Consider the following 19,943-nt stretch of genomic DNA (forward strand, 5'->3'; position numbering starts at 1 on the left):
TCTGGAAAGGTATCAAAGGGCTATGAAAACCGCAGAATTGCGTCAGGCGTTCCTGGATTACTTCAAACAGCAAGGTCATACCATCGTTCCCAGCAGTTCCCTGGTACCTGCGGATGACCCGACATTGCTGTTCACGAATGCCGGGATGAACCAGTTCAAGGACGTGTTCCTTGGTCGCGAAGAGCGCGATTACAACCGGGCGACCACCTCACAGAAGTGTGTCCGCGCCGGCGGCAAGCACAACGACCTTGAGAATGTGGGTTACACCGCCCGCCATCACACCTTCTTCGAAATGCTGGGCAACTTCAGCTTCGGCGACTACTTCAAGCGCGAAGCGATCAACTATGCCTGGACTTTCCTCACTGGCAAGGAATGGCTGGCGTTGCCCCAGGAAAAGCTCTGGGTAACGGTGTACGCCGAAGACGACGAAGCCTACGACATCTGGAACAAGGAAATCGGCGTGCCAGCCGACCGCATCGTGCGCATCGGTGACAACAAGGGGGCCCGCTACGCCTCGGACAACTTCTGGCAGATGGGCGATACCGGCCCTTGCGGACCCTGTACCGAGATTTTCTACGACCACGGTCCAGACGTGGCCGGTGGCCCTCCCGGTTCGCCTGAGGAAGACGGTGACCGCTACATCGAGATCTGGAACGTTGTATTCATGCAGTACAACCGCACGGCTGACGGCGAGATGATGAAACTGCCCAAGCCTTCCGTGGATACCGGCATGGGTCTTGAGCGCATCACCGCGGTGTTGCAGGGCGTGCACAGCAACTACGAAATCGACCTGTTCCAGGACCTGCTGGCGGCAGCGTCGTCGGTTCTGGGTGGTGCGGCAACCACCGAGGCCTCGTTGCGGGTGGTGGCTGACCATATCCGCTCCTGTGCCTTCCTGATCGCCGACGGCGTGATGCCCTCTAATGAAGGCCGCGGATTCGTGCTGCGCCGGATCATTCGCCGGGCGGCCCGTCATGGCAACAAACTGGGCGCTACCGGCCCGTTCTTCTACAAGCTGACCGGTGCGCTGGTGGAACTGATGGGTGAGGCCTACCCGCAGCTGGTCAGCAGCCGCACCCAGATCGAGAAGGTGCTGTTGCAGGAAGAGGAGCAGTTTGCCAAGACCCTCGACAAAGGCCTGCGCCTGCTCGAACAGGACATTGCCGAGCTCAAGGGCACCGAGATTCCGGGCGAGACCATCTTCACCCTGTACGATACTTACGGCTTCCCCGTAGACCTGACCAACGACATCGCCCGCGAGCGCGGCCTGACGCTGGATTACGAGGGCTACGAAAAGGCGATGGAAGCCCAGCGCGAGCGCGCCCGCGCGGCCAGCAAGTTCGGAATTGACTACAACGCTGAAGGCCTGCGGATCGAGGGCAAGACCGAGTTCACCGGCTACGAACACATTGATGGCCACGAGAAGATTCGCGCCGTTATCGTCAATGGCGAAGAGAAAACCGCCGAAGCCGGCGACGAAGCGGTGGTGGTTCTCGAGCGCACGCCGTTCTATGCCGAATCCGGTGGCCAGGTGGGCGATACCGGTCTTCTGACCTGGAGCGGCGGCCGTTTCCAGGTAACCGATACCCGTAAGGAAGGTGACAACCACCTGCACCTGGGTACGCTGATCGAGGGCGAGCTGTTCCCGGGCCTGGAAGTGGATGCGCGCATCGACCATCGTCGTCGGGAACGCACCAAGCGCAATCACTCGGCGACACATCTGCTGCACGCGGCGCTGCGCAAGGTGCTCGGTGAGCATGTCACCCAGAAAGGCTCCTTGGTAGACCCGGACAAACTGCGCTTTGACTTCTCTCACTTCGAGGCCGTAACGCCGGAACAGTTGCGTGAAATCGAGCGCCAGGTGAACGAGCAGATCCTCGAGAACACGCCGGTACAGACGGAAATTACCGACATGGAGCAGGCGCAGAAGAAAGGCGCCATGGCATTGTTCGGCGAGAAATACGGCGATGTGGTTCGTGTGCTGAGCATGGGCACCGACAACTACTCGGTGGAATTGTGTGGCGGCACCCACGTTGGCCGCACCGGGGATATCGGGCTGTTCCGCATTACCTCGGAAAGTGGCATTTCCTCGGGCGTACGTCGGATTGAAGCGGTCACCGGTTTGGGCGCTCTCGAGTGGATTGAGGGCACCGAGCGCACCCTGCGCGAGACAGCACGTCTGGTAAAAGCCACCCGCGAGTCCGTGGTTGAGAAAGTACAGCAGACCCTGGATCGCAATCGCCAGCTTGAAAAAGACATCGACGCCCTGAAGGCCAAGCTGGCAAGCTCAGCCGGCAGCGACCTGGCGGCATCGGCAGTAGAAGTGGGCGGCCTGAAGGTGGTGGCTTCGGAACTTGAAGGCGCTGACCGCAAGGCCCTGATGGAAACCGCCGATCAGTTGAAGAACAAGTTGGGCGAGGGCGTGGTTGTGCTGGCCAGTGTTGAGGATGGCAAGGTGACCCTCGTGGCCGGCGTGACCAAATCCGCCACCGGCAAGATCAAGGCCGGCGACCTGATGAAGCACCTCGCCGCCCAGGTGGGCGGCAAGGGTGGCGGTCGCCCGGACATGGCCCAGGGCGGCGGCAGCGACCCCTCCAAGCTGGCCGAGGCGCTGGCCGGTGTTCCGGCCTGGGTCGAGAAAAATATCGCGTAGGCAACTGTTTTTGCGGGCGGACCGGAGTTTATAATTCCGCCCGTTTATGTCGAGTGGCGGGGCAGAGCCCCGCTGTGAGTTCCCTTTTCCGGATATTGGACGAAAATGGCTCTGTTGGTTCAGAAATTTGGTGGTACTTCGGTGGGATCCACCGAACGTATCGAGGCGGTGGCCGAGAAGGTGTGCCGTTTCCGCAGGGAAGGCCACGATGTGGTGGTGGTTGTCTCCGCCATGAGCGGCGAGACCAACCGGCTGATTGCGCTGGCAAACCAGATCATGGAGGAGCCCACTCCCCGTGAAATGGACGTGCTGGTTTCAACCGGCGAGCAGGTCACCATTGCCTTGCTGTCCATGGCATTGCAGAAACGGGGTTGTGAAGCCCGTTCCTACACCGGGGCGCAAGTGCGGATTGTGACCGACAGCAGTCATACCAAAGCGCGTATCAAGCAGATTGATGAACAGCGCATGCGTGAGGATCTGGACGCTGGCCGTGTGGTTGTCGTCGCCGGTTTTCAGGGTATTGATGACAACGGCAACATCACCACGCTCGGACGGGGTGGGTCAGATACTACTGCGGTGGCGCTGGCGGCTGCATTGAAAGCCGATGAATGCCAGATCTACACCGATGTGGACGGTGTCTATACCACCGATCCCCGGGTGGTGGACAGCGCGCGGCGGCTGGATCGCATTACCTTTGAAGAAATGCTTGAGATGGCGAGCCTGGGTTCCAAAGTGCTCCAGATTCGTTCCGTTGAATTTGCAGGCAAGTACAACGTTCCACTGAGGGTTCTTTCCAGCTTCCAGGAAGGCGAGGGCACCCTGATTACTCTTGAGGATGAAAACGCCATGGAACAACCGGTTGTTTCCGGCATTGCTTTTAACCGCGATGAAGCCAAACTGACCATATCCGGTGTGCCCGATACGCCGGGCAGCGCGCTGCGCATTCTCAAGCCGGTGAGTGATGCCAACATCGAGGTGGACATGATTGTCCAGAACGTGGGCGAGGATAACAAAACCGCGTTCACGTTTACCGTTCACCGTAACGACTTCAAGCGGGCCAAAGGCGTGCTGGAAGGCGTGGCCAGCGAATTGGGGGCTGGTGAAGTGGCTGGTGACAGCAAAATCGCCAAGGTCAGTATTGTTGGTGTAGGCATGCGCTCCCACGCGGGTGTTGCCACCAAGATGTTCGGTGCCCTGTCCAACGAAGGCATCAACATTCAGATGATCTCCACCTCGGAAATCAAGATTTCCGTGGTGATTGATGAGAAATATCTTGAGCTTGCGGTTCGCGCACTGCACAGTGCTTTTGAACTCGACAAGCCCGGGGTGGAAGAAGCCTGAAAACGCAAACGTCAGGTCGGTTTGCGGGGCTCAAGAAGAAAGAGAACCATTGGCTGAGCTTATGGAGATTAGTGTCCGTATAAGGGAATGTGCTTCTTTTGCACAGCCTGAGTTCTCACTATAAAAGCAAAAAAAGTAGAAACAATGATTTTTTTCGGAACAGGTAGCTCTGGATAGGGAGTAAGGGATATGTTGATTTTGACTCGCCGTGTTGGCGAAACTCTGATGGTCGGCGACGACATCACCGTCACCGTTCTTGGAGTAAAGGGCAATCAGGTACGCATTGGCGTTAATGCCCCGAAGGAAGTTGCGGTACATCGTGAAGAGATCTATCAGCGAATTCAGTCGGAAAAAGGCTCTGAAGAGCCGGAACCCGGCAACAGCTGAAAGACCGAAAGCCGTTCATGGGAAACCTGAACGGCTTTTTTGATGGGCGGGCCAGGCGGGACTGAAAAATCTCGTGTCAACCCTATGAAAACAGAAAAATTATGGTAGTATACGCCCCGTTCTCAAGGAGAGGTGGGTGAGTGGCTGAAACCAGTTCCCTGCTAAGGAACCATACGCATTGCGCGTATCGAGGGTTCGAATCCCTCCCTCTCCGCCATTTCCCTCCCGGGAAAGGAGACAGGCTGAATTAGCATTCGGCCACTGCAATCGATCAATGTGCGGCTGTAGCTCAGCTGGATAGAGTACCTGGCTACGAACCAGGCGGTCGGAGGTTCGAATCCTCCCAGCCGCGCCATCGATCGACACTGCAATCAGTTTCAAGCGGCTGTAGCTCAGCTGGATAGAGTACCTGGCTACGAACCAGGCGGTCGGAGGTTCGAATCCTCCCAGCCGCGCCAAATAAAGATCAAGACGCCTCAGTTTGTGTACCCCACAGGCTGAGGCGTTTTGCTTTGTATAGCTGGGATGATTTGAGCCGATAAGAGGTTCAATTGCTCCCGGTCAATTTTGGGCTGATCAATATTTGCACAGCCCGTGCCTTCGATCCTACGCTTATAAATGCAGGGACATTTATTATCGGAAAGAAGGAGTCGTGCTATGAACAAAACCATCAATGGCTCTTACGATAACCACGACCAGGCGAAAAACACCTGGGATGACCTGATTGCCACCGGCATTCCACGAGACAATATCTACCTGGATGAAGAGGCCAAACTGGTCAAGGTCATTGTTCCGGAGGAGACAGAGCGCGAGGTGCGCGAGATTTTTGATCGCCACGGGTTGCACTGAGCGTCCGGGCGCTCCGATTTGAACCGGGGCGCCCGCTATTCCATTACCACATCAGGTCATCAGGAATTTCATAGCCGGCGTAAGGGTCGTCCTCGCCAGCGTCATCGGCCTTGCGATCGTGCAGGACAACCACGGCGCTTTCATCCCGTTCCATGATCTTCCGCGCCACTGCCTCGGCCACAATCTCGTATTGATCGTTCACGAAGACAATAGCCAGGCGACCGCGTGAGAGCTGATCAACCATGGTGTCGTCCACGAAGATTTTCTTGATCTTCTTGTCATGAACAAACTGGTAGGAAGTTTCACCGCGGCTTCGATCCAACCGATTGGTTTCCACCAACTGCCTGATCTGGGCCTGAATGGCTTTTTTCTCAGCGGCCTTCTGCCGCTCGAGGTTTAGCTGGCGATCGCGCTCCGCCTTTTCCTCGCGGGCCTTGCGCGCCCGAATCTCCGCCTCGCTTTCCTGGACGGTGCCCTTGGGTTGCTGCTTGCGCTGCTTGCGTTTTTCGCTGCGAATGGCCTTGGCTTTTTTCTCGTCGGCGAGGCCGGCTTTGAGTAGTTGATCCTGCAGGGATGGCATCAGTTGCTCCGTTCTTTCGTGTCGGATTCTGGTATTCTTGCGGCCAGACGCGCACCATTATACGCCCTCAAACTCGCCTTCATAGCCAGCTTAGTGCTGATTCCGGAATTTGCTTCTATGTCTTCTTTCAATGACTTTGGCCTCTCGCCCGCCATGCTCACCAACCTCGCTCATCTGGGCTTTGAAACGCCTACAGAAATCCAGGCAAAAGCCATCCGGCCGGGGCTCTCGGGCCGGGATGTGATTGCCATGGCGAAAACTGGCAGTGGCAAAACCGCGGCGTTTGGTATCAGCCTCGTTGAGCGGCTGAACCCCAAGTTGTTCGCGGTGCAGGCCCTGGTGTTGTGCCCAACGCGTGAGCTGGCGGATCAGGTGGCCAAGGCGATCAGAGAGTTGGCCCGGGCCCGGGAGAATATCAAGGTGCTGACGCTCTGCGGTGGCGTTCCAATCGGCCCTCAGATTGGTTCCCTGAGTCACGGCGCCCACGTGGTGGTTGGAACCCCGGGCCGGATTCAGGACCATTTGCGCAAGCAGACCTTGTCCCTTGAGCGGCTGAAAACGGTGGTGCTTGATGAAGCCGACCGGATGCTCGACATGGGGTTTCAGGAGGCGATGGAAGACATATTGTCGCAGACGCCGCATACGCGTCAGACACTGATGTTCTCGGCCACCTGGCCGGCCGCCATCCGTGACCTGAGCCGCCAGTATCAGAAGGATCCTCTGGATGTGCGGGCGCAGGAAGGCGGCGGTGACAACCCGGATATCGAAGAACTCTTCTACGAGGTGTCGCCATCCTCGAGAACGGATGCGGTGGTGGCGCTGTTGTCCGAGCGTCAGCCGGAGTCCTGTATTGTGTTTTGCACCACCAAACAACACTGCGATGAGCTTGCGACCGAGTTGGGAGAGCGGGGGTTTTCTGCGCTGGCCCTGCACGGGGATCTGGAGCAGAAAGATCGGGACAGTGTGCTGGTGCGCTTCGGCAATCAGAGCTGCTCCATTCTCGTGGCCACCGACGTTGCCGCCCGGGGACTGGATATCAAGTCGTTACCGCTGGTGGTCAACGCCGATCCTGCCCGCGATCCCGAGGTGCACACCCACCGCATTGGTCGCACCGGCAGGGCCGGGGAGCAGGGGCATGCCATTACCTTCTGTACGCCCGCCCAGGGCCTTAAAATCAGCCGTATTGAGGCCGAGCGCGGTCGCAGCGTGGTTTGGGGCGATACCGAAGCGCTGTTGGCAACGCCCACTCGCCCCGTAACGCCGGCCATGAGAACCCTTTGCATTGCGGCTGGCCGGAAGGACAAGTTGCGTCCGGGGGACGTGCTCGGTGCCTTAACCGGCGAGGCCGGTATTGCCGGATCAGCGGTCGGCAAGATTGATCTGTTTGATCACCAGTGCTTTGTGGCAGTGGAAAAATCCCAGGCTGCCAGGGCGCTTTCCAGGCTCGATAGCGGTCGGGTGAAGGGACGAAAAATGCGTGTTCGATATGCCTGAATAAGCCCTGATACGGCTGCGTTGCCCGGGTGTCATTTTGGGCCTCGACACTCGGAAACTCCGTATAGCATTTTGCATTCAGGTTGCCCCTGAGCAGCTAAAACGGTAAATTACGCAGGATTTTGCCGACGGAATTCGTTCGGCCAGAGCATTAGACCTTAGTCTAACTGGTCAGGCCGCGCAAGTTCCGGAGAAACCTAAATCAATACAGGTAGCTGTTCGATATGAATGACCTGATGTCACAAGCCGTCGATCTGATGATTGCGGGTATGGGCTTTGTGTTTGTGTTCCTGATTATTCTGGTGTTCGCAACCGGCCTGATGTCCAAACTCATCCTGCGGTTTGCTCCAGAGGAGCCGGCAACCCCGGCCAAAACGCCACGTGCCAAGCCGAAGGCGCCCGCGTCGGTTGACCCTGACACCGCCGAGGCCATCAAGAAGGCGATTGCACAATTCCGGTCCCGCCACAAGAAGTGAACCGGTAAAAGACTAGAACCTTTAAACAGAAGGCTGACACGATGACTGACACAAAGAAACCGCTGGGGATTACGGACGTTATCCTGCGTGACGCCCACCAGTCCCTGCTTGCCACCCGTATGCGGCTTGATGACATGCTGCCCATTGCCGAGAAACTCGACAAGGTCGGTTTCTGGTCTCTGGAATCCTGGGGTGGAGCTACCTTTGACTCCTGCATCCGTTACCTCGGCGAAGATCCCTGGGAGCGCATTCGCGAACTGAAAAAGGCCATGCCCAACACCCAGCAGCAGATGCTCCTGCGTGGCCAGAACCTCCTGGGTTACCGGCACTACGCCGACGATGTGGTAGACCGTTTCTGTGAGCGCGCCGCCGAGAACGGCGTAGACGTGTTCCGTATTTTTGACGCCATGAACGATCCGCGTAACCTGGATCGCGCCATCAAGGCCGTGCGCAAAACCGGCAAGCATGCCCAGGGCACCATCGCCTACACCACCAGCCCCGTGCACACCATCGACATGTGGGTGGACATGGCCAAGGAAGTCGCCTCCATGGGCGCCGATTCCATCGCCATCAAGGACATGGCGGGCATCCTCAAGCCCTACGTGGCTTACGAGCTGGTCAGCCGGCTGAAGAAAGAGCTGGATATCCCGATCCACATGCAGTGCCACGCCACCACCGGCATGTCCACTGCCACTGCCATCAAGGCGGCGGAAGCCGGTATCGACAACGTCGACACTGCCATCTCCTCCATGAGCATGACCTACGGCCATTCGCCCACCGAGGCGGTGGTTGCGATCCTGGAAGGCACTGACCGTGACACCGGCCTGGATCTGAACCTGCTGGAAGAAATCGCCAGCTACTTCCGCAAGGTACGCCGGAAGTACGCGCGCTTCGAAGGCAGCCTGCGTGGCACCGATTCCCGCATCCTGATTGCCCAGGTGCCGGGTGGCATGCTGACCAACATGGAAAACCAACTGAAAGAACAGAATGCCATCGACAAGTTCGACGACGTGCTGGCTGAGATTCCGAAGGTTCGTGAAGACCTCGGTTACATCCCGCTGGTAACGCCCACCTCCCAGATCGTTGGTACCCAGGCGGTACTGAACGTGCTGACGGGCGAGCGTTACAAGTCCATTTCCAAGGAAACCTCCGCGATCCTGAAGGGCGAGTACGGCGCTGCGCCGGCCCCGTTCAACAAGGAGCTGCAGGAGCGTGTTCTGGATGGCAAAGAGCCTGTGACCTGTCGCCCGGCGGACCTGCTTGAGCCGGAAATGGACAAGCTGACCGACGAGCTGAAGAAGCTGGCGGACGAGAAGGGCATCAAGCTGGCCGACAACCTCGAGGACGACGTGCTGACCTACGCACTGTTCCCGCAGATTGGCCTGAAGTTCCTCGAGAATCGGAACAATCCGGACGCGTTCGAACCGGTTCCGAGCGAAGAGGACGCTGCCCCGGCCAAGAAGGCTTCCGGCCCTGAAACCTACACCGTGGAAGTCAACGGCAAGAAGTACGTGGTGGCCGTTTCCGAGGGTGGTGAGATCAGCCAGATCCAGGGTGAAGGCGGCGCTGCCTCCGCACCTGCGGCGTCTTCCGCTCCGGCTCCTGCTGCCGGTGAGGGTGAGCCAGTGGTTGCGCCTCTGGGCGGCAACATCTTCAAGGTTCTGGTTTCACCGGGTGATACCGTTGAAGAGGGCGATGTGCTGATTATCCTCGAAGCCATGAAGATGGAAACCGAGGTTCGCGCACCGAAGGCCGGTACCATCGGCGAAGTCTTCATCAAGGTCGGTGATGCCGTCTCTCCTGATGATGAAATGCTGACAATCGCATAAGGGCCAGCATTCCATGGATAAACTAATGACGCTCTGGACAGGCAGTGGCCTGTTCAACATAGAGATCGGCCAGGTAATCATGATTGCCATCGGCCTTCTTCTTCTGTTCCTTGCGATTCGTAAGGGGTTTGAGCCGTTGCTGCTGGTACCCATCGGGTTCGGCGGTATCCTGGCGAATATTCCGGAGGCAGGGCTTGCCCTGACTGCGGCTGAGAATGCCATTCACTTTGCCCTGAAGAACGGCACGGCCGAGATTCTGGCCGCGCTGGCGGCGCCGCTGGACGTGGCGTACCAGGCCGGGCAGGCGGTAACGCCCGAGCTTAAGGAAGCCTTCAAGGTAGCGGTGAAAGAGGCCAGCTATTCCGAAATGGCAATGGCCAACTCCATTGCCCAGGACTTCGGTTACGGCAACGGCATGCTCTACAACTTCTACTCGGTGGTTATCGGCAGCACCATCGGGCCTCTGGTGATCTTCATGGGCGTGGGCGCAATGACCGACTTCGGTCCGTTGCTGGCCAACCCCAAGACCATGCTCCTGGGTGCGGCCGCTCAGTTCGGTATCTTTGGAACCGTGCTGGGTGCGGCCCTGCTGGACTGGACCGGTGTCCTGGAGTTCAACATCCTGGAAGCGGCAGCGATCGGTATCATCGGCGGCGCTGACGGCCCCACGTCCATCTACGTGGCCAGTGTTCTGGCTCCGCATCTGCTGGGTGCGATTGCGGTTTCCGCCTATGCCTACATGGCAATGGTGCCGATGATCCAGCCGCCGATCATGAAGGCGCTGACCTCTCCGGAAGAGCGCAAGATCAAGATGACCCAGCTGCGTCCGGTCAGCAAGCGCGAGAAGATTGCCTTCCCGCTGGTTGTACTGATTGCGGTGGTTCTGTTCCTGCCAGATGCGGCGCCGCTGCTGGGTATGTTCTGCTTCGGTAACCTGCTGCGTGAATGTGGCGTGGTGGAGCGTCTGAGCGATACCGCCCAGAACGCGCTGATCAACATCACCACCATTTTCCTGGGCTTGTCCGTTGGCTCCAAGCTGATGGCCGACAAGTTCCTGGATGCCCAGACTCTGGGTATCCTGGGCCTGGGCATCGTGGCCTTCGGTATCGGCACCGCCTGCGGTGTTCTGATGGCGAAGCTGATGAACAAGATGAGCAAGGAGCAGATCAACCCGTTGATCGGTTCTGCCGGTGTATCCGCGGTGCCAATGGCGGCCCGGGTCTCCAACAAGGTCGGCCTGGAAGCCAACCCGCAGAACTTCCTGCTGATGCACGCCATGGGCCCGAACGTGGCCGGCGTTATTGGCTCTGCGGTGGCTGCGGGTGTGATGATCAAGCTGTTGAGCTGATCATTTACCGCTGCTTTGAGGAAACCCCGCCTTTGTGCGGGGTTTTCTTGTTTTATAAGACTGATAGTTCTGGAGTTTGAGCGGATGTGGGGCCTCCTTTCAGGAACCGCTACGAGCACATCCATGTGCGCTTGACTCCGGCCATCCATGGCCTCCGACATTCCTGAAAGGAGGCCCCACATCCACTCTGTAATGCTCGGAGTTATCGCTCTCTAATTAGCGAGTTAATGAAAATCTCTCGAACTGATCGGTAATGAGTTAATCAGATGGCTCAGGTCCGACAGTTTCCCTGCCATCACATGCACAATATCTCCCTCTCTCTCCAGTACTCCCTTCACGTGTAACAGCCGGGCAGTCAGTAATGGCTTTCGTTGCCGCCGTGCGGTTTCCAGCCAGACCACCACGTTTACGTTGCCGGTTTCGTCTTCAAGGGTGACGAAGGTGACGCCGGAGGCGGAGCCGGGGCGTTGGCGGCCGGTGACGAGACCGGCGACCTGGACGGGGATGCCGGCTTTGGTGCTTTTGAGTTGTTCGGAGGTGAGGCAGAAGCGGAGGTGGCCCTGTTCCCGGAGCAGGGCGAGGGGGTGGCGCTGGAGGGTGAGGCCCTGGCTGGCGTAGTCGGCCAGTACGTTCTGGCCTTCGGATGGTTCCGGCAGCTGTGGACACCCCTCGGGTTGGTAATCCACCGCGGGGTCTTCGGCAAACAGTTCGGTGGGCTGTTCGTGGTCGAGCAGTTGCCAGTAGGCCTGGTGGCGGTTGGCGGTGAAGCCCGGCATGGCGTTGGCGCCGGCGAGCAGTTCCACGTCCCGCTGGTTCAAGGCGGCCAGGCGGCGCAGTTCGCCGGCGGAGCGATAGCCGCCCGCCGGCCGGTTCTGGTGGATACGTTCGGCGCCGCTGGCGGACAGGCCCTGGATGATTCTCAGGCCCAGGCGCAGGTGGCGTGTTTCGCCTTCCAGGGTATGATCCCATTGGCTGGCGTTCACGTCTGGTGGCAGTACGGCCACGTTATGGCGACGGGCGTCCTGTACCAGCTGTGAGGGCGAATAGAACCCCATGGGCTGGCTGTTGAGCAGGGCGCAGTAGAAGGCGGCCGGGTAGTGCCGTTTGATCCAGGCCGACACATACACCAGCAGGGCAAAGCTCGCGGCGTGGGATTCCGGGAAGCCGTAGCCGCCAAAACCGCAGATCTGCTGGTACAGGCGTTCGGCGAAGTCGGCATCGTGGCCACGTTCGAGCATGCCGGACACCAGCTTTTCCCGGAACGGGGTCAGGTCGCCGTGGGATTTCCAGGCGGCCATGGCCCGGCGCAGCTGGTCAGCCTCGCCGGCAGAGAAGCCCGCGGCCACCATGGCCAGTTTGATCACCTGTTCCTGGAAAATGGGCACGCCCAGGGTGCGTTCCAGCACCTTGCGCACGGCATCGTTGGGGTAGTCTACCGGCTCCAGGCCGTGTTTGCGGCGCAGGTACGGATGCACCATGTCGCCCTGGATGGGGCCGGGGCGCACAATGGCCACTTCGATCACCAGGTCGTAGTAGGTTTCCGGCTTCAGGCGCGGCAGCATGTTGATCTGGGCCCGGGATTCCACCTGGAATACGCCGATGCTGTCGCCTTTCTGGAGCATGGCGTAGGTGGCCCGGTCCTCCTGGGGCACATCCTGTATCCGGAAGGTCTGGCCCTTTTCCTCGCTGATCAGCTCCAGCGCCTTGCGAATGGCAGACAGCATGCCGAGGGCGAGCACATCCACCTTCATCAGGCCCAGGCTCTCGAGATCGTCCTTGTCCCACTGGATAACGGTGCGATCGGCCATGGCGGCGTTCTCCACCGGTACCAGTTCGGCCAGTGGCCCGGCGCTGATCACAAAGCCGCCCACATGCTGGGACAGGTGCCGGGGAAAGCCCAGCAGGGTATTGACCAGGGTAAAGAACTGGTCGGCCACCCGGGGGTTGCGGGTGATGTTCTTGTCGAGAATCTGCTGGCGCCAGTTGGTGGCCTTGTCTCGCCAGTCGATGCCTTCCAGTAGCTGTTCCACCAGGGCGGGATCAAAGCCCAGGGCCTTGCCGACATCGCGAATGGCGCTCTTTGGTCGGTAACGGATCACCGTGGCGGCCAGGGCGGCGCGCTCGCGGGTATAGCGCCGGTAGATGTACTGGATAACCTCCTCACGGCGCTCGTGCTCGAAATCCACATCAATATCCGGTGGCTCGTTCCGGTCTTTGGAGATAAAGCGTTCGAACAGCAACTCTACATTGGCCGGGTTCACCTCGGTGATGCCCAGGCAGTAGCAGACCGCGGAGTTGGCGGCCGAGCCCCGACCCTGGCAGAGAATGCCCTGGCTGCGGGCGAATGCCACGATGTCGTGGATGGTGAGGAAGTAGTGCTCGTACTGCATTTCCGAGATCAGGCCCAGTTCCTTGCGGATCAGGCTCTGCACCTGCAGTGGCGTGCCCTCCGGATAGCGCCGGCGTTCACCCTCGCGGGTCAGGCGCTGCAGATAGCCGGCCGGGGTTTCGCCTTCGGGCACCAGATCGGGCGGGTATTCGTAGCGCAGGCTGCCGGGCTCGAAGGTGCACTGCCGGGCAATTACCAGGGTTTCGTTCAGCCAGGCTTGGGGGAACAGCCGTTGCAATACCGGCAGTGGCCGCAGGTATCGTTCACCGTTCTGGAACAGGCAATGGCCGGCGTTTTCCAGATTGGTGTGGTTGCGCAGGGCGGTCAGCACGTCCTGCAGAGGCTGACGTTCCCGGCTGTGCATGTGCACCTCGCCCACGGCGGCTACCGGGAGGCGCAGCTGGTCTGCCAGCCAGTGTATTCGGGCCAGGCGCTGTTCCTCGCCGGATTCCAGGGTGCGGGCGGCGCCGATCCAGAGCCTTGGGTCAAACAGGCGGCCCAGCCACTCGCCGCAGGCCAGGGCCTGGTCGGAGCCAGCCTCGGTGGGCGAGGGTGGCAGCCACAGGCACAGGCAGTCGTCCAGGGCGTGGGTTTCAATATCCCGATAGAACAGGCGGTACTGACCCTTCTCCGCCCGGCGTCGGCCCGTGGTGATTAACTGGCAGAGTTGGCCGTAGCCCTGGCGGGTGCGGGCAAGAAGGATAAAGCGCGGCTCACAGGCGCCCGGCGGCGCGTCGGCAAGCTCGAACCAGCTGCCGGTAATGAGCTTGACCGGGCTCTCTGCCAACGCCGCCCAGGCCCGGGGTATGCCCGCCACCGAGCAGGCGTCGGTAATGGCCAGGGCGGTATAGCCAAGTTCGTGGGCGCGCTCAGCCAGCTCGTGGGGGTGTGAGGCGCCGGTCAGGAAGGTGAAATTGCTGAAGCAGAACAGTTCTGCGTATGGCTGTTCGGCCATCAGCCAAACCATCCATGCACAAACCAGCCTTCCCGGGCATCCCGGAAGACCCAGGCCAACTGGCCGCTGGTCAGTTGGGCAATGTAGTAGTCCCGATGTACCCGCTGGCCATCCCACCAGCCGCCGCTGATGCGTTCCGGCCCGGAAAACCAGGCAACGGGTGCCTCGGTGAGCGGTTGCGGGCCTTTCAGCAACCACAGCGGGCGCCTTGGCAGCTCTACCGCCGGCGCTGATGAGGTTCGGGGTTTGCGCAGGACATCTGAGGCCGACCAGGCCCGTTCGGGACGATGATCCGCCTGGGGCGAGAGCTGCCTGAGCGCCTGATCGCCAAGCCTGGCCTGCAACCGGCTGATCAGGGTATGCCAGGCCTCGTTCAGATCCCGGGTTTCGCCCAGCAGATCCTGCCCGGATGGCGCCTCCCTGGAGAGGAAGCGTTTGACCGACAGCACCAGGGCAATCACCGGCGCCCGCAGCTCGTGCTGCTCAAGCCGCAAACGAATCAGATTGAGGAACTGCTCGGCCCGATGCTCCGGCCCGGAGGTGCGGATCTGCAGCCGGGTGGGTTCCGAGTGCCGGTGCCTAAGAACCAGCCGCAGGCTGTCGGTATCCTGCTGGCGCCAGCACAGATCCTCTTCCAGCTCATTCAGGATGCGCTGCAACGGGAACAGCAGCCCCTGGGTATGCTCGATTTCCTGCACAAAGTCTGCCTGCTGCCGGAACGAGTGGGGCGGCTGCCAGGGGGAGCGCGGATCTGGCCGGGTGCCCTGGATTTTCTGGATATAGGCCAGCAGTTCCGGAGACAGGCGCCGCGCCAGTTCGTTGACTGGTAACCCGAACACTTCCCCCAGGGTGTTCAGGCCCAGGCGTTGCAGCCGTGTGCAGGCCTTCTCATCGAATTCTGCGGCCAGAAGCGGCATCTGGCCCAGGGTTCTGAGAATGTGGCCTTTGTCGTCGGTGCACTCGCCTTTACCGGCGCGGGCAATCAGGCGGGCAGCCAGGGGCGTATGGGCAATACCGATCCAGGCATTGAGCTGGCGCTCGTTGAGCCCCTGTTCCACCGTTTGCCAGACGGCGGGCAGCCCGCCGTACAGCTTTTGCAGGCTGCCCACTTCGGCCAGCAGGCCATCGGGCGGTACCAGCACAATGTGGGCGGCGTACCGGTACAGCCAGCGGGCCTGATCCTCCAGGATTGACGCCTCAAGGGCATGGTCGGAACGCACCATGCCGAGATCCGGCGCCAGGCTGATGGCGGTTTTCAGGCGCATACCCTTGCGGATACCCAGGCTTCTTGCCTCGGGGCAGGCCTGAACCACCTTCTGGCCAGACCCTTCCACAATCACCAGCGCGCCCTGGTTTTCCCGGGTGCGACGAATGTGGTCCAGCACCAGGTGCGGAAAGTGCAGATACAGCCAGAGCATGGTGCGTTATTGCCCGGCTGAACCCGACCAGGGGCCGCGAACAACCCGGGTGGCGTCCCGGAAGGCAAGATCTGCCCGGTGCGCCATTGCCAGTGAGCAACGCTGCCCGGGCCAGCTGCCCCGGCGCTTGAGCACATTCACCTTGAGTGCCTGCTGCTCATCGGGCTCCAGCTCCAGGCGCAGGGCGGCCGGGGAGTTCTGCCCGGCGTAATGCCGTTCCCGGAACAGCACGCACACGTTGCTGCCGGCTTCAGCCGCCAGTTGCAGGCGCCGTACCTCCCGGGCGGCCAGCTTGCCCGGCCAGGCCATCACCAGGCCGGTAACCGGCGAGCGCAGGCAGTTCTCCAGTGTCCACAGAAAATCCCCGTCGTCTTCGGTATGAATCAGAACCACCTGATCCAGATTCACACCTTCCCTGGCCAGGGCGGGGGCATAGGGCGTGTGGGGCGGGTTCAGCCAGAACACGGTTTGGCCCTCGTCGCATACCCTCTGCATCAGCGGCAGCAACAGGTGCAGCTCGCCAATACCCGGCGCGTCCAGAAGGCACTCGCTCAGGGCACCGCGGGGCCAGCCCAGCCCACCAAGCTGGTTATCCAGAACCTGATACCCGGTGGGCGCCGCAGGCTGTGTGGTCTGGGTGTGACGGTGCCCCTGCCAGACACGGGCATCCTGCATCAGCGTGTTCAGAAGCTCGCTCATGGTGTGATCTCTCGAAATACTGTTTAAATATACAGTATTCGGAAAGCGGCGGGATTTCAAGAGAAGGGTTGATAAACCCGGAGGTGCGACCCACGCTTGTAGTACAGCCATCAACCAGGAGGTTGACATGAGTGCCCTGAAAGAACACAGCTGCGAAGCCTGCAGCCCGAACGCACCCAAGGCCACGGAGGAAGAAAAACAGCAACTGCACAAAGACGTGCCAGACTGGGAAATCCTGGAAATAGACAAGGAAGAGCAGCTTCACAAAGTCTACAAACTCAAGAACTTTGTGAAGGCTCTGGAGTTCACCAACAAAATCGGCGACCTGGCTGAAGCCGAAAACCATCACCCGGTGATCGTACTGGAGTATGGCAAAGTTGCCGTGAGCTGGTGGAGCCACGAAATCGGTGGCCTGCACAAGAACGACTTTATCCTGGCGGCCCGGACCGACGCTGCTTTCAACGAACTGCAATAACTCCCACCACGGCGGAACCCGCTTTTCGCCGTGTTCCCACCGCACCGGAGATCATCCAAAGAATGGTTGAAGACCGTACCGACAACCCGCTCACCCTGAAATTTGGCCACGAAGAGCTGATCATCCGCCGCCGTTACGAGATGATCAGCATCATCAACGACTTCTTCATCGCCATCTGGTTTCTGGTGGGCAGTGTTCTGTTCCTGTTCCCGGCCTACGAGAAAGCCGCCATCTGGCTTTTCATCATCGGCAGCTTCCAGTTCCTGATCCGCCCGACCATCCGCCTGATCAGCCACATTCACGTAAAACGAATTCCTGCCAGTAACTGGGAGAGTTAGAAGGCTTCGTCGACCGGGCTTCGAACACCAAAGCCGCCTTTGCCGCCTCGAACAATCAATTGTTGAATATCAAAATCAACATCTTTCACTCGTAGACGCAGCGCTTCATTAATACGCAGGCCGGATCCGTACAGGAGCATGGCAACCAACCGGTAATCTCCGCTCAGGTTGCGAATAACAGAGCTGGCTTCTTCCTTACTGAACACTGTTGGCAGCTTCACCGGCTTTCTGGAATGTTCGAATTTCAGGTCGTCCAGGGGTTGGCCGAGGAATTCGCGGTATAAAAATACCAATGCGTTTAGAGCGACTCTTTGGGTAGAGGCACTGGCGTTTGCCTGTAAAACCAGGTGAGACAGAAATGCCTCGACTTCTGCCGAACCCATGGCTTCAGGATGTTGGAGACTATGGAAGCGGATGAACCGTTTGATCCAGAACAGGTAGGTTTTCTCTGTTCTATACGCCATGCCCCGCAGGCGAATAAAACCTCGAACTTTGTCTAAAAAACGGGTTGGTTGCGCAGGTATCGGGGTAGGAATATCCATATCCATCCTCATCCACTGTTTTTTTATACAGTATATCGGTTTGCGTTGAAGTCAAGAGGCTGGTGTTGGCGGAGTTATACGAACGCGTTCGCAAAACTCCTGAAATTGCTTGAGAAATTTTGCTAACTATCTGATAGGGTTGAAAAGTTGCAGAAAGAAGGATGGAGTTATACGCCCACGGCGAAGTAGGAGTAGCTCGGAAAAGGGCGTATAACTCCGACGGTAGCTGTGGTGGTTGGTGCTCAAAGGGACTGTTTTTGTTAAAGAAAGTCTTTTTCTTTGGGCGCTTTTGAATGGAGTTTTACGAACGGGTGATATACGAACGCGTTCGTATAATTAGCTGTTACGAGCAAGGAATACCATGGCAAAGATCGTAGACCTTGATCACAAGTGGGCGACGTTGGTTGGTCGATTTTTGATCGCCTTCGCTGCAATGGAAAGCCTTACCTTGCGCTGCTTAAAAGAGTGGCTCAAGCCTTCGGTCTACTGCCATGTAATGAATATGAGATTTGCACAGAGAGTCGATTTGGTAGTTGACCTTGCTAGAGAGCAGGATGCACCGGCCGAACAAATTGAAGCATTCATCGCTAATCTTAAGAAAGCTCGAAAGCTTGCCGAAAAACGTAATGCTGTCGCTCACAACCCTTTAGTGCTATGCCTTTTCAGCGAAGAAGATAACTTCATTGAAGCTATTGCTTCAGAAAAAAAAGAAGATGAAGTAATTGAATTTTCAGAGCTAGAGCGGTTGGTGGATCAGGCGGAGTCTCTCGAAGCAGGGCTTATGGAAAGTAAGGTCAGACTGAGAGAGCATTTATGGAAGCCGCTCTCGTAACAAGGCCAGGCACGGCGACGCCTTTTTCGTTGCGGCTTCGCCTCCACTACAAAGCCGCGCATGCTGGCTGGCGTTAGGCATAGATATGAAAGCGTATGAAACTCAGTTGCTATCTCTGCGTCCGGCGGAGGAGCCCGTACCGAGAGGTCACCTTCCATTCACTGACTTCACGGATTTAATTTCTGCTGATACATCTATCGCTTATGAGCGTGAACTGCGTCGTTTAGCCAGAAAACTGCCATATAAGACGTCGTCCTGGCCCGTATTCGGTGAATACGTCGAAGATTGGCACAGGGTCGAAGTTGCTGGCTCCAAGAGACAACTTCTGTATTGCGAGCGCGGTTCCTGCGAGGTGATTGAGGGTTGTGAGCATCTCATTGATCTGAGCTACCACGTTTTAAAGGTGGTAGCTCCTGTATTCACTTTTTCAGCCAGCAAAGTAGCCGAGCAACTTGATCGCATTAAAGATCAACGGTTGCTCATTTGGTTGCGCATGAGTTCAGAAATATTCCACATGTATCAGGTAAACAGCTATTTTGGAGTTCGCACACTGAACGCAAATGTCACCTGGATGTGCGAGGAATTAGTGCGGATGGGCCTATTCACGAATGTTTCCGATGCGTTTAAAAGCGAGCGGCATATTCTTCAGGGCCTAAGGATAAGCGGGATGCCGAGTGCTAAAGCGTCAGAGTTGTATTTGGAATTAATGCATGCCTAACAAGGCCATTAAGGTTGTTCCGGGCCGATGGCCCTCCACCGGACGCCCTTGTCAGGGCGCCGCTTATGGCTGGCGTTATGCAGGGAGTGTCGGATGAAATTTCAGTGTGCCTGTTGTGACGAAATCGTCGAGGGCATTCCCACTTTCGGTTGGGATTATCCCATCCACTACTTGGACGTCCCTGAGGCGGAGAGACCAGAGCGTGTATTTTTAACCAGCGATCTCTGTGTAATTGACGATAAATGGTTTTTCGTCAGAGGTTGCTTGGAAATACCCGTAATAGGCCACGACGATCCATTCATCTGGGGAGTGTGGGTGTCACTAAGTGAGGACAACTTTTTTGAGTTTCAGGACTTACTGGAAGTGAAAGAACGGTCGAAATTTGGTCCGTATTTCGGTTGGTTCTCTGCTTCAATAAATATCTATCCTGAAACTCTGAACCTCAAAACCAAAGTACACATCAGGGATGATGGAGTTCGGCCATACATTGAACTTGAGCCTACCGATCATCCTTTGGCCCTTGAGCAGCAACAGGGCATTTCCGTTAAGAGGGTTTCGGAAATATATGCGAACAGGGTGCATGGCAAGAAAATCGCATAACAATGTGGTCAACGGGACGC

At 58.3% G+C, this 19,943-nt stretch carries 18 protein-coding genes and 3 tRNA genes; 16 read left to right on the forward strand and 5 right to left on the reverse strand.

Features of this window, described 5'->3' with window-relative positions:
- The first annotated feature begins 22 nt into the window (after positions 1 to 22).
- The 7 genes from alaS (at position 23) to AC0J1C_RS06975 (ending at position 5,230) form a co-directional block, all read left to right on the forward strand.
- Positions 23 to 2,653: an alanine--tRNA ligase gene (gene alaS, locus AC0J1C_RS06945; RefSeq protein ID WP_473046177.1), complete on the forward strand. Its 2,631-nt coding sequence runs from the start codon at positions 23 to 25 to the stop codon at positions 2,651 to 2,653.
- A gap of 105 nt (positions 2,654 to 2,758) precedes the next feature.
- Positions 2,759 to 3,994 carry an aspartate kinase gene (locus AC0J1C_RS06950; protein ID WP_375193621.1) on the forward strand — a complete coding sequence of 412 codons (1,236 nt, stop codon included), beginning with the start codon at positions 2,759 to 2,761 and terminating at the stop codon, positions 3,992 to 3,994.
- Positions 3,995 to 4,183: 189 nt separating this feature from the next.
- Complete coding sequence (gene csrA, locus AC0J1C_RS06955) at positions 4,184 to 4,381, forward strand: carbon storage regulator CsrA (RefSeq protein WP_008172808.1); 198 nt, start codon at positions 4,184 to 4,186, stop codon at positions 4,379 to 4,381.
- A gap of 126 nt (positions 4,382 to 4,507) precedes the next feature.
- Positions 4,508 to 4,598: transfer RNA gene (locus AC0J1C_RS06960), tRNA-Ser, on the forward strand.
- A gap of 61 nt (positions 4,599 to 4,659) precedes the next feature.
- Positions 4,660 to 4,736, forward strand: a tRNA-Arg gene (locus AC0J1C_RS06965).
- A gap of 26 nt (positions 4,737 to 4,762) precedes the next feature.
- Positions 4,763 to 4,839, forward strand: a tRNA-Arg gene (locus tag AC0J1C_RS06970).
- A 199-nt stretch (positions 4,840 to 5,038) separates the two neighbouring features.
- On the forward strand, positions 5,039 to 5,230 hold the full coding sequence (locus AC0J1C_RS06975) for a hypothetical protein (protein WP_473046179.1): 192 nt from the start codon (positions 5,039 to 5,041) through the stop codon (positions 5,228 to 5,230).
- Positions 5,231 to 5,273: 43 nt separating this feature from the next.
- Here AC0J1C_RS06975 and AC0J1C_RS06980 read toward each other — a convergent pair whose 3' ends face one another.
- Entirely contained in the window at positions 5,274 to 5,810 is a 537-nt protein-coding gene (locus AC0J1C_RS06980; RefSeq protein WP_473046180.1) for a DUF2058 domain-containing protein, read from the reverse strand.
- A 117-nt stretch (positions 5,811 to 5,927) separates the two neighbouring features.
- Here AC0J1C_RS06980 and dbpA point away from each other — a divergent pair, with 117 nt between their 5' ends.
- The 4 genes from dbpA to AC0J1C_RS07000 all read left to right on the forward strand — a co-directional run bounded on the left by dbpA (position 5,928) and on the right by AC0J1C_RS07000 (position 10,957).
- Positions 5,928 to 7,304, forward strand: coding sequence for an ATP-dependent RNA helicase DbpA (dbpA, locus tag AC0J1C_RS06985; protein ID WP_473046181.1), 1,377 nt, complete (start codon positions 5,928 to 5,930; stop codon positions 7,302 to 7,304).
- Between the two features lie 224 nt (positions 7,305 to 7,528).
- Complete coding sequence (locus AC0J1C_RS06990; RefSeq protein ID WP_091992420.1) at positions 7,529 to 7,780, forward strand: OadG family protein; 252 nt, start codon at positions 7,529 to 7,531, stop codon at positions 7,778 to 7,780.
- 41 nt (positions 7,781 to 7,821) lie between these two features.
- Positions 7,822 to 9,609, forward strand: a complete 1,788-nt coding sequence (gene oadA / locus AC0J1C_RS06995; protein WP_473046183.1) for a sodium-extruding oxaloacetate decarboxylase subunit alpha — start codon at positions 7,822 to 7,824, stop codon at positions 9,607 to 9,609.
- A 13-nt stretch (positions 9,610 to 9,622) separates the two neighbouring features.
- On the forward strand, positions 9,623 to 10,957 hold the full coding sequence (locus AC0J1C_RS07000) for a sodium ion-translocating decarboxylase subunit beta (protein ID WP_375194072.1): 1,335 nt from the start codon (positions 9,623 to 9,625) through the stop codon (positions 10,955 to 10,957).
- A 224-nt stretch (positions 10,958 to 11,181) separates the two neighbouring features.
- On the opposite strand, the gene AC0J1C_RS07005 is transcribed toward AC0J1C_RS07000, so the two are convergent.
- From AC0J1C_RS07005 to imuA, 3 genes are read right to left on the reverse strand one after another with little or no spacing between them, the layout of a single operon-like run.
- Positions 11,182 to 14,301 carry an error-prone DNA polymerase gene (locus AC0J1C_RS07005; protein WP_473046184.1) on the reverse strand — a complete coding sequence of 1,040 codons (3,120 nt, stop codon included), beginning with the start codon at positions 14,299 to 14,301 and terminating at the stop codon, positions 11,182 to 11,184.
- On the reverse strand, positions 14,301 to 15,719 hold the full coding sequence (locus AC0J1C_RS07010; protein WP_473046186.1) for a Y-family DNA polymerase: 1,419 nt from the start codon (positions 15,717 to 15,719) through the stop codon (positions 14,301 to 14,303). Before AC0J1C_RS07010 ends, AC0J1C_RS07005 begins: the two co-directional genes overlap by 1 nt.
- A 6-nt stretch (positions 15,720 to 15,725) precedes the next feature.
- The gene (gene imuA / locus AC0J1C_RS07015) at positions 15,726 to 16,418 is read right to left on the reverse strand and encodes a translesion DNA synthesis-associated protein ImuA (RefSeq protein ID WP_473046187.1); all 693 of its coding nucleotides are present in this window, start codon (positions 16,416 to 16,418) and stop codon (positions 15,726 to 15,728) included.
- A gap of 127 nt (positions 16,419 to 16,545) precedes the next feature.
- On the opposite strand from imuA, the gene AC0J1C_RS07020 reads away from it, so the two are divergent.
- Both AC0J1C_RS07020 and AC0J1C_RS07025 read left to right on the forward strand, forming a co-directional pair.
- Positions 16,546 to 16,893: a 4a-hydroxytetrahydrobiopterin dehydratase gene (locus tag AC0J1C_RS07020; protein ID WP_473046188.1), complete on the forward strand. Its 348-nt coding sequence runs from the start codon at positions 16,546 to 16,548 to the stop codon at positions 16,891 to 16,893.
- 62 nt (positions 16,894 to 16,955) lie between these two features.
- Positions 16,956 to 17,231 carry a YrhK family protein gene (locus AC0J1C_RS07025; protein WP_473046189.1) on the forward strand — a complete coding sequence of 92 codons (276 nt, stop codon included), beginning with the start codon at positions 16,956 to 16,958 and terminating at the stop codon, positions 17,229 to 17,231.
- Here the strand turns inward: AC0J1C_RS07025 and AC0J1C_RS07030 are convergent.
- On the reverse strand, positions 17,228 to 17,773 hold the full coding sequence (locus AC0J1C_RS07030; RefSeq protein ID WP_473046190.1) for a phage integrase N-terminal SAM-like domain-containing protein: 546 nt from the start codon (positions 17,771 to 17,773) through the stop codon (positions 17,228 to 17,230). The genes AC0J1C_RS07025 and AC0J1C_RS07030 overlap by 4 nt on opposite strands.
- A gap of 361 nt (positions 17,774 to 18,134) precedes the next feature.
- Between AC0J1C_RS07030 and AC0J1C_RS07035 the strand changes: the two genes are divergently transcribed.
- The 3 genes from AC0J1C_RS07035 (at position 18,135) to AC0J1C_RS07045 (ending at position 19,923) form a co-directional block, all read left to right on the forward strand.
- Positions 18,135 to 18,605 (forward strand): hypothetical protein, encoded by a 471-nt coding sequence (locus AC0J1C_RS07035; RefSeq protein WP_473046191.1) that lies wholly within the window; start codon positions 18,135 to 18,137, stop codon positions 18,603 to 18,605.
- An 85-nt stretch (positions 18,606 to 18,690) separates the two neighbouring features.
- Positions 18,691 to 19,323: a hypothetical protein gene (locus tag AC0J1C_RS07040; RefSeq protein WP_473046192.1), complete on the forward strand. Its 633-nt coding sequence runs from the start codon at positions 18,691 to 18,693 to the stop codon at positions 19,321 to 19,323.
- A 93-nt stretch (positions 19,324 to 19,416) separates the two neighbouring features.
- Positions 19,417 to 19,923 (forward strand): DUF2199 domain-containing protein, encoded by a 507-nt coding sequence (locus AC0J1C_RS07045; RefSeq protein WP_473046193.1) that lies wholly within the window; start codon positions 19,417 to 19,419, stop codon positions 19,921 to 19,923.
- The last annotated feature ends 20 nt before the right edge of the window (positions 19,924 to 19,943 follow it).

Source organism: Marinobacter sp. E2 (genome assembly GCF_055755345.1).

Coding starts and splice junctions, on each gene's coding strand:
- AC0J1C_RS07045 (WP_473046193.1), top strand. CDS start 19,417: ATGAAATTTCAGTGTGCCTGTTGTGACGAAATCGTCGAGGGCATTCCC.
- alaS (WP_473046177.1), top strand. CDS start 23: ATGAAAACCGCAGAATTGCGTCAGGCGTTCCTGGATTACTTCAAACAG.
- AC0J1C_RS06950 (WP_375193621.1), top strand. CDS start 2,759: ATGGCTCTGTTGGTTCAGAAATTTGGTGGTACTTCGGTGGGATCCACC.
- AC0J1C_RS07010 (WP_473046186.1), bottom strand. CDS start 15,719: ATGCTCTGGCTGTATCTGCACTTTCCGCACCTGGTGCTGGACCACATT.
- csrA (WP_008172808.1), top strand. CDS start 4,184: ATGTTGATTTTGACTCGCCGTGTTGGCGAAACTCTGATGGTCGGCGAC.
- AC0J1C_RS06990 (WP_091992420.1), top strand. CDS start 7,529: ATGAATGACCTGATGTCACAAGCCGTCGATCTGATGATTGCGGGTATG.
- dbpA (WP_473046181.1), top strand. CDS start 5,928: ATGTCTTCTTTCAATGACTTTGGCCTCTCGCCCGCCATGCTCACCAAC.
- AC0J1C_RS07030 (WP_473046190.1), bottom strand. CDS start 17,773: ATGGATATTCCTACCCCGATACCTGCGCAACCAACCCGTTTTTTAGAC.
- AC0J1C_RS07040 (WP_473046192.1), top strand. CDS start 18,691: ATGAAAGCGTATGAAACTCAGTTGCTATCTCTGCGTCCGGCGGAGGAG.
- AC0J1C_RS07020 (WP_473046188.1), top strand. CDS start 16,546: ATGAGTGCCCTGAAAGAACACAGCTGCGAAGCCTGCAGCCCGAACGCA.
- AC0J1C_RS07000 (WP_375194072.1), top strand. CDS start 9,623: ATGGATAAACTAATGACGCTCTGGACAGGCAGTGGCCTGTTCAACATA.
- AC0J1C_RS06975 (WP_473046179.1), top strand. CDS start 5,039: ATGAACAAAACCATCAATGGCTCTTACGATAACCACGACCAGGCGAAA.
- AC0J1C_RS06980 (WP_473046180.1), bottom strand. CDS start 5,810: ATGCCATCCCTGCAGGATCAACTACTCAAAGCCGGCCTCGCCGACGAG.
- AC0J1C_RS07025 (WP_473046189.1), top strand. CDS start 16,956: ATGGTTGAAGACCGTACCGACAACCCGCTCACCCTGAAATTTGGCCAC.
- imuA (WP_473046187.1), bottom strand. CDS start 16,418: ATGAGCGAGCTTCTGAACACGCTGATGCAGGATGCCCGTGTCTGGCAG.
- AC0J1C_RS07005 (WP_473046184.1), bottom strand. CDS start 14,301: ATGGCCGAACAGCCATACGCAGAACTGTTCTGCTTCAGCAATTTCACC.
- AC0J1C_RS07035 (WP_473046191.1), top strand. CDS start 18,135: ATGGCAAAGATCGTAGACCTTGATCACAAGTGGGCGACGTTGGTTGGT.
- oadA (WP_473046183.1), top strand. CDS start 7,822: ATGACTGACACAAAGAAACCGCTGGGGATTACGGACGTTATCCTGCGT.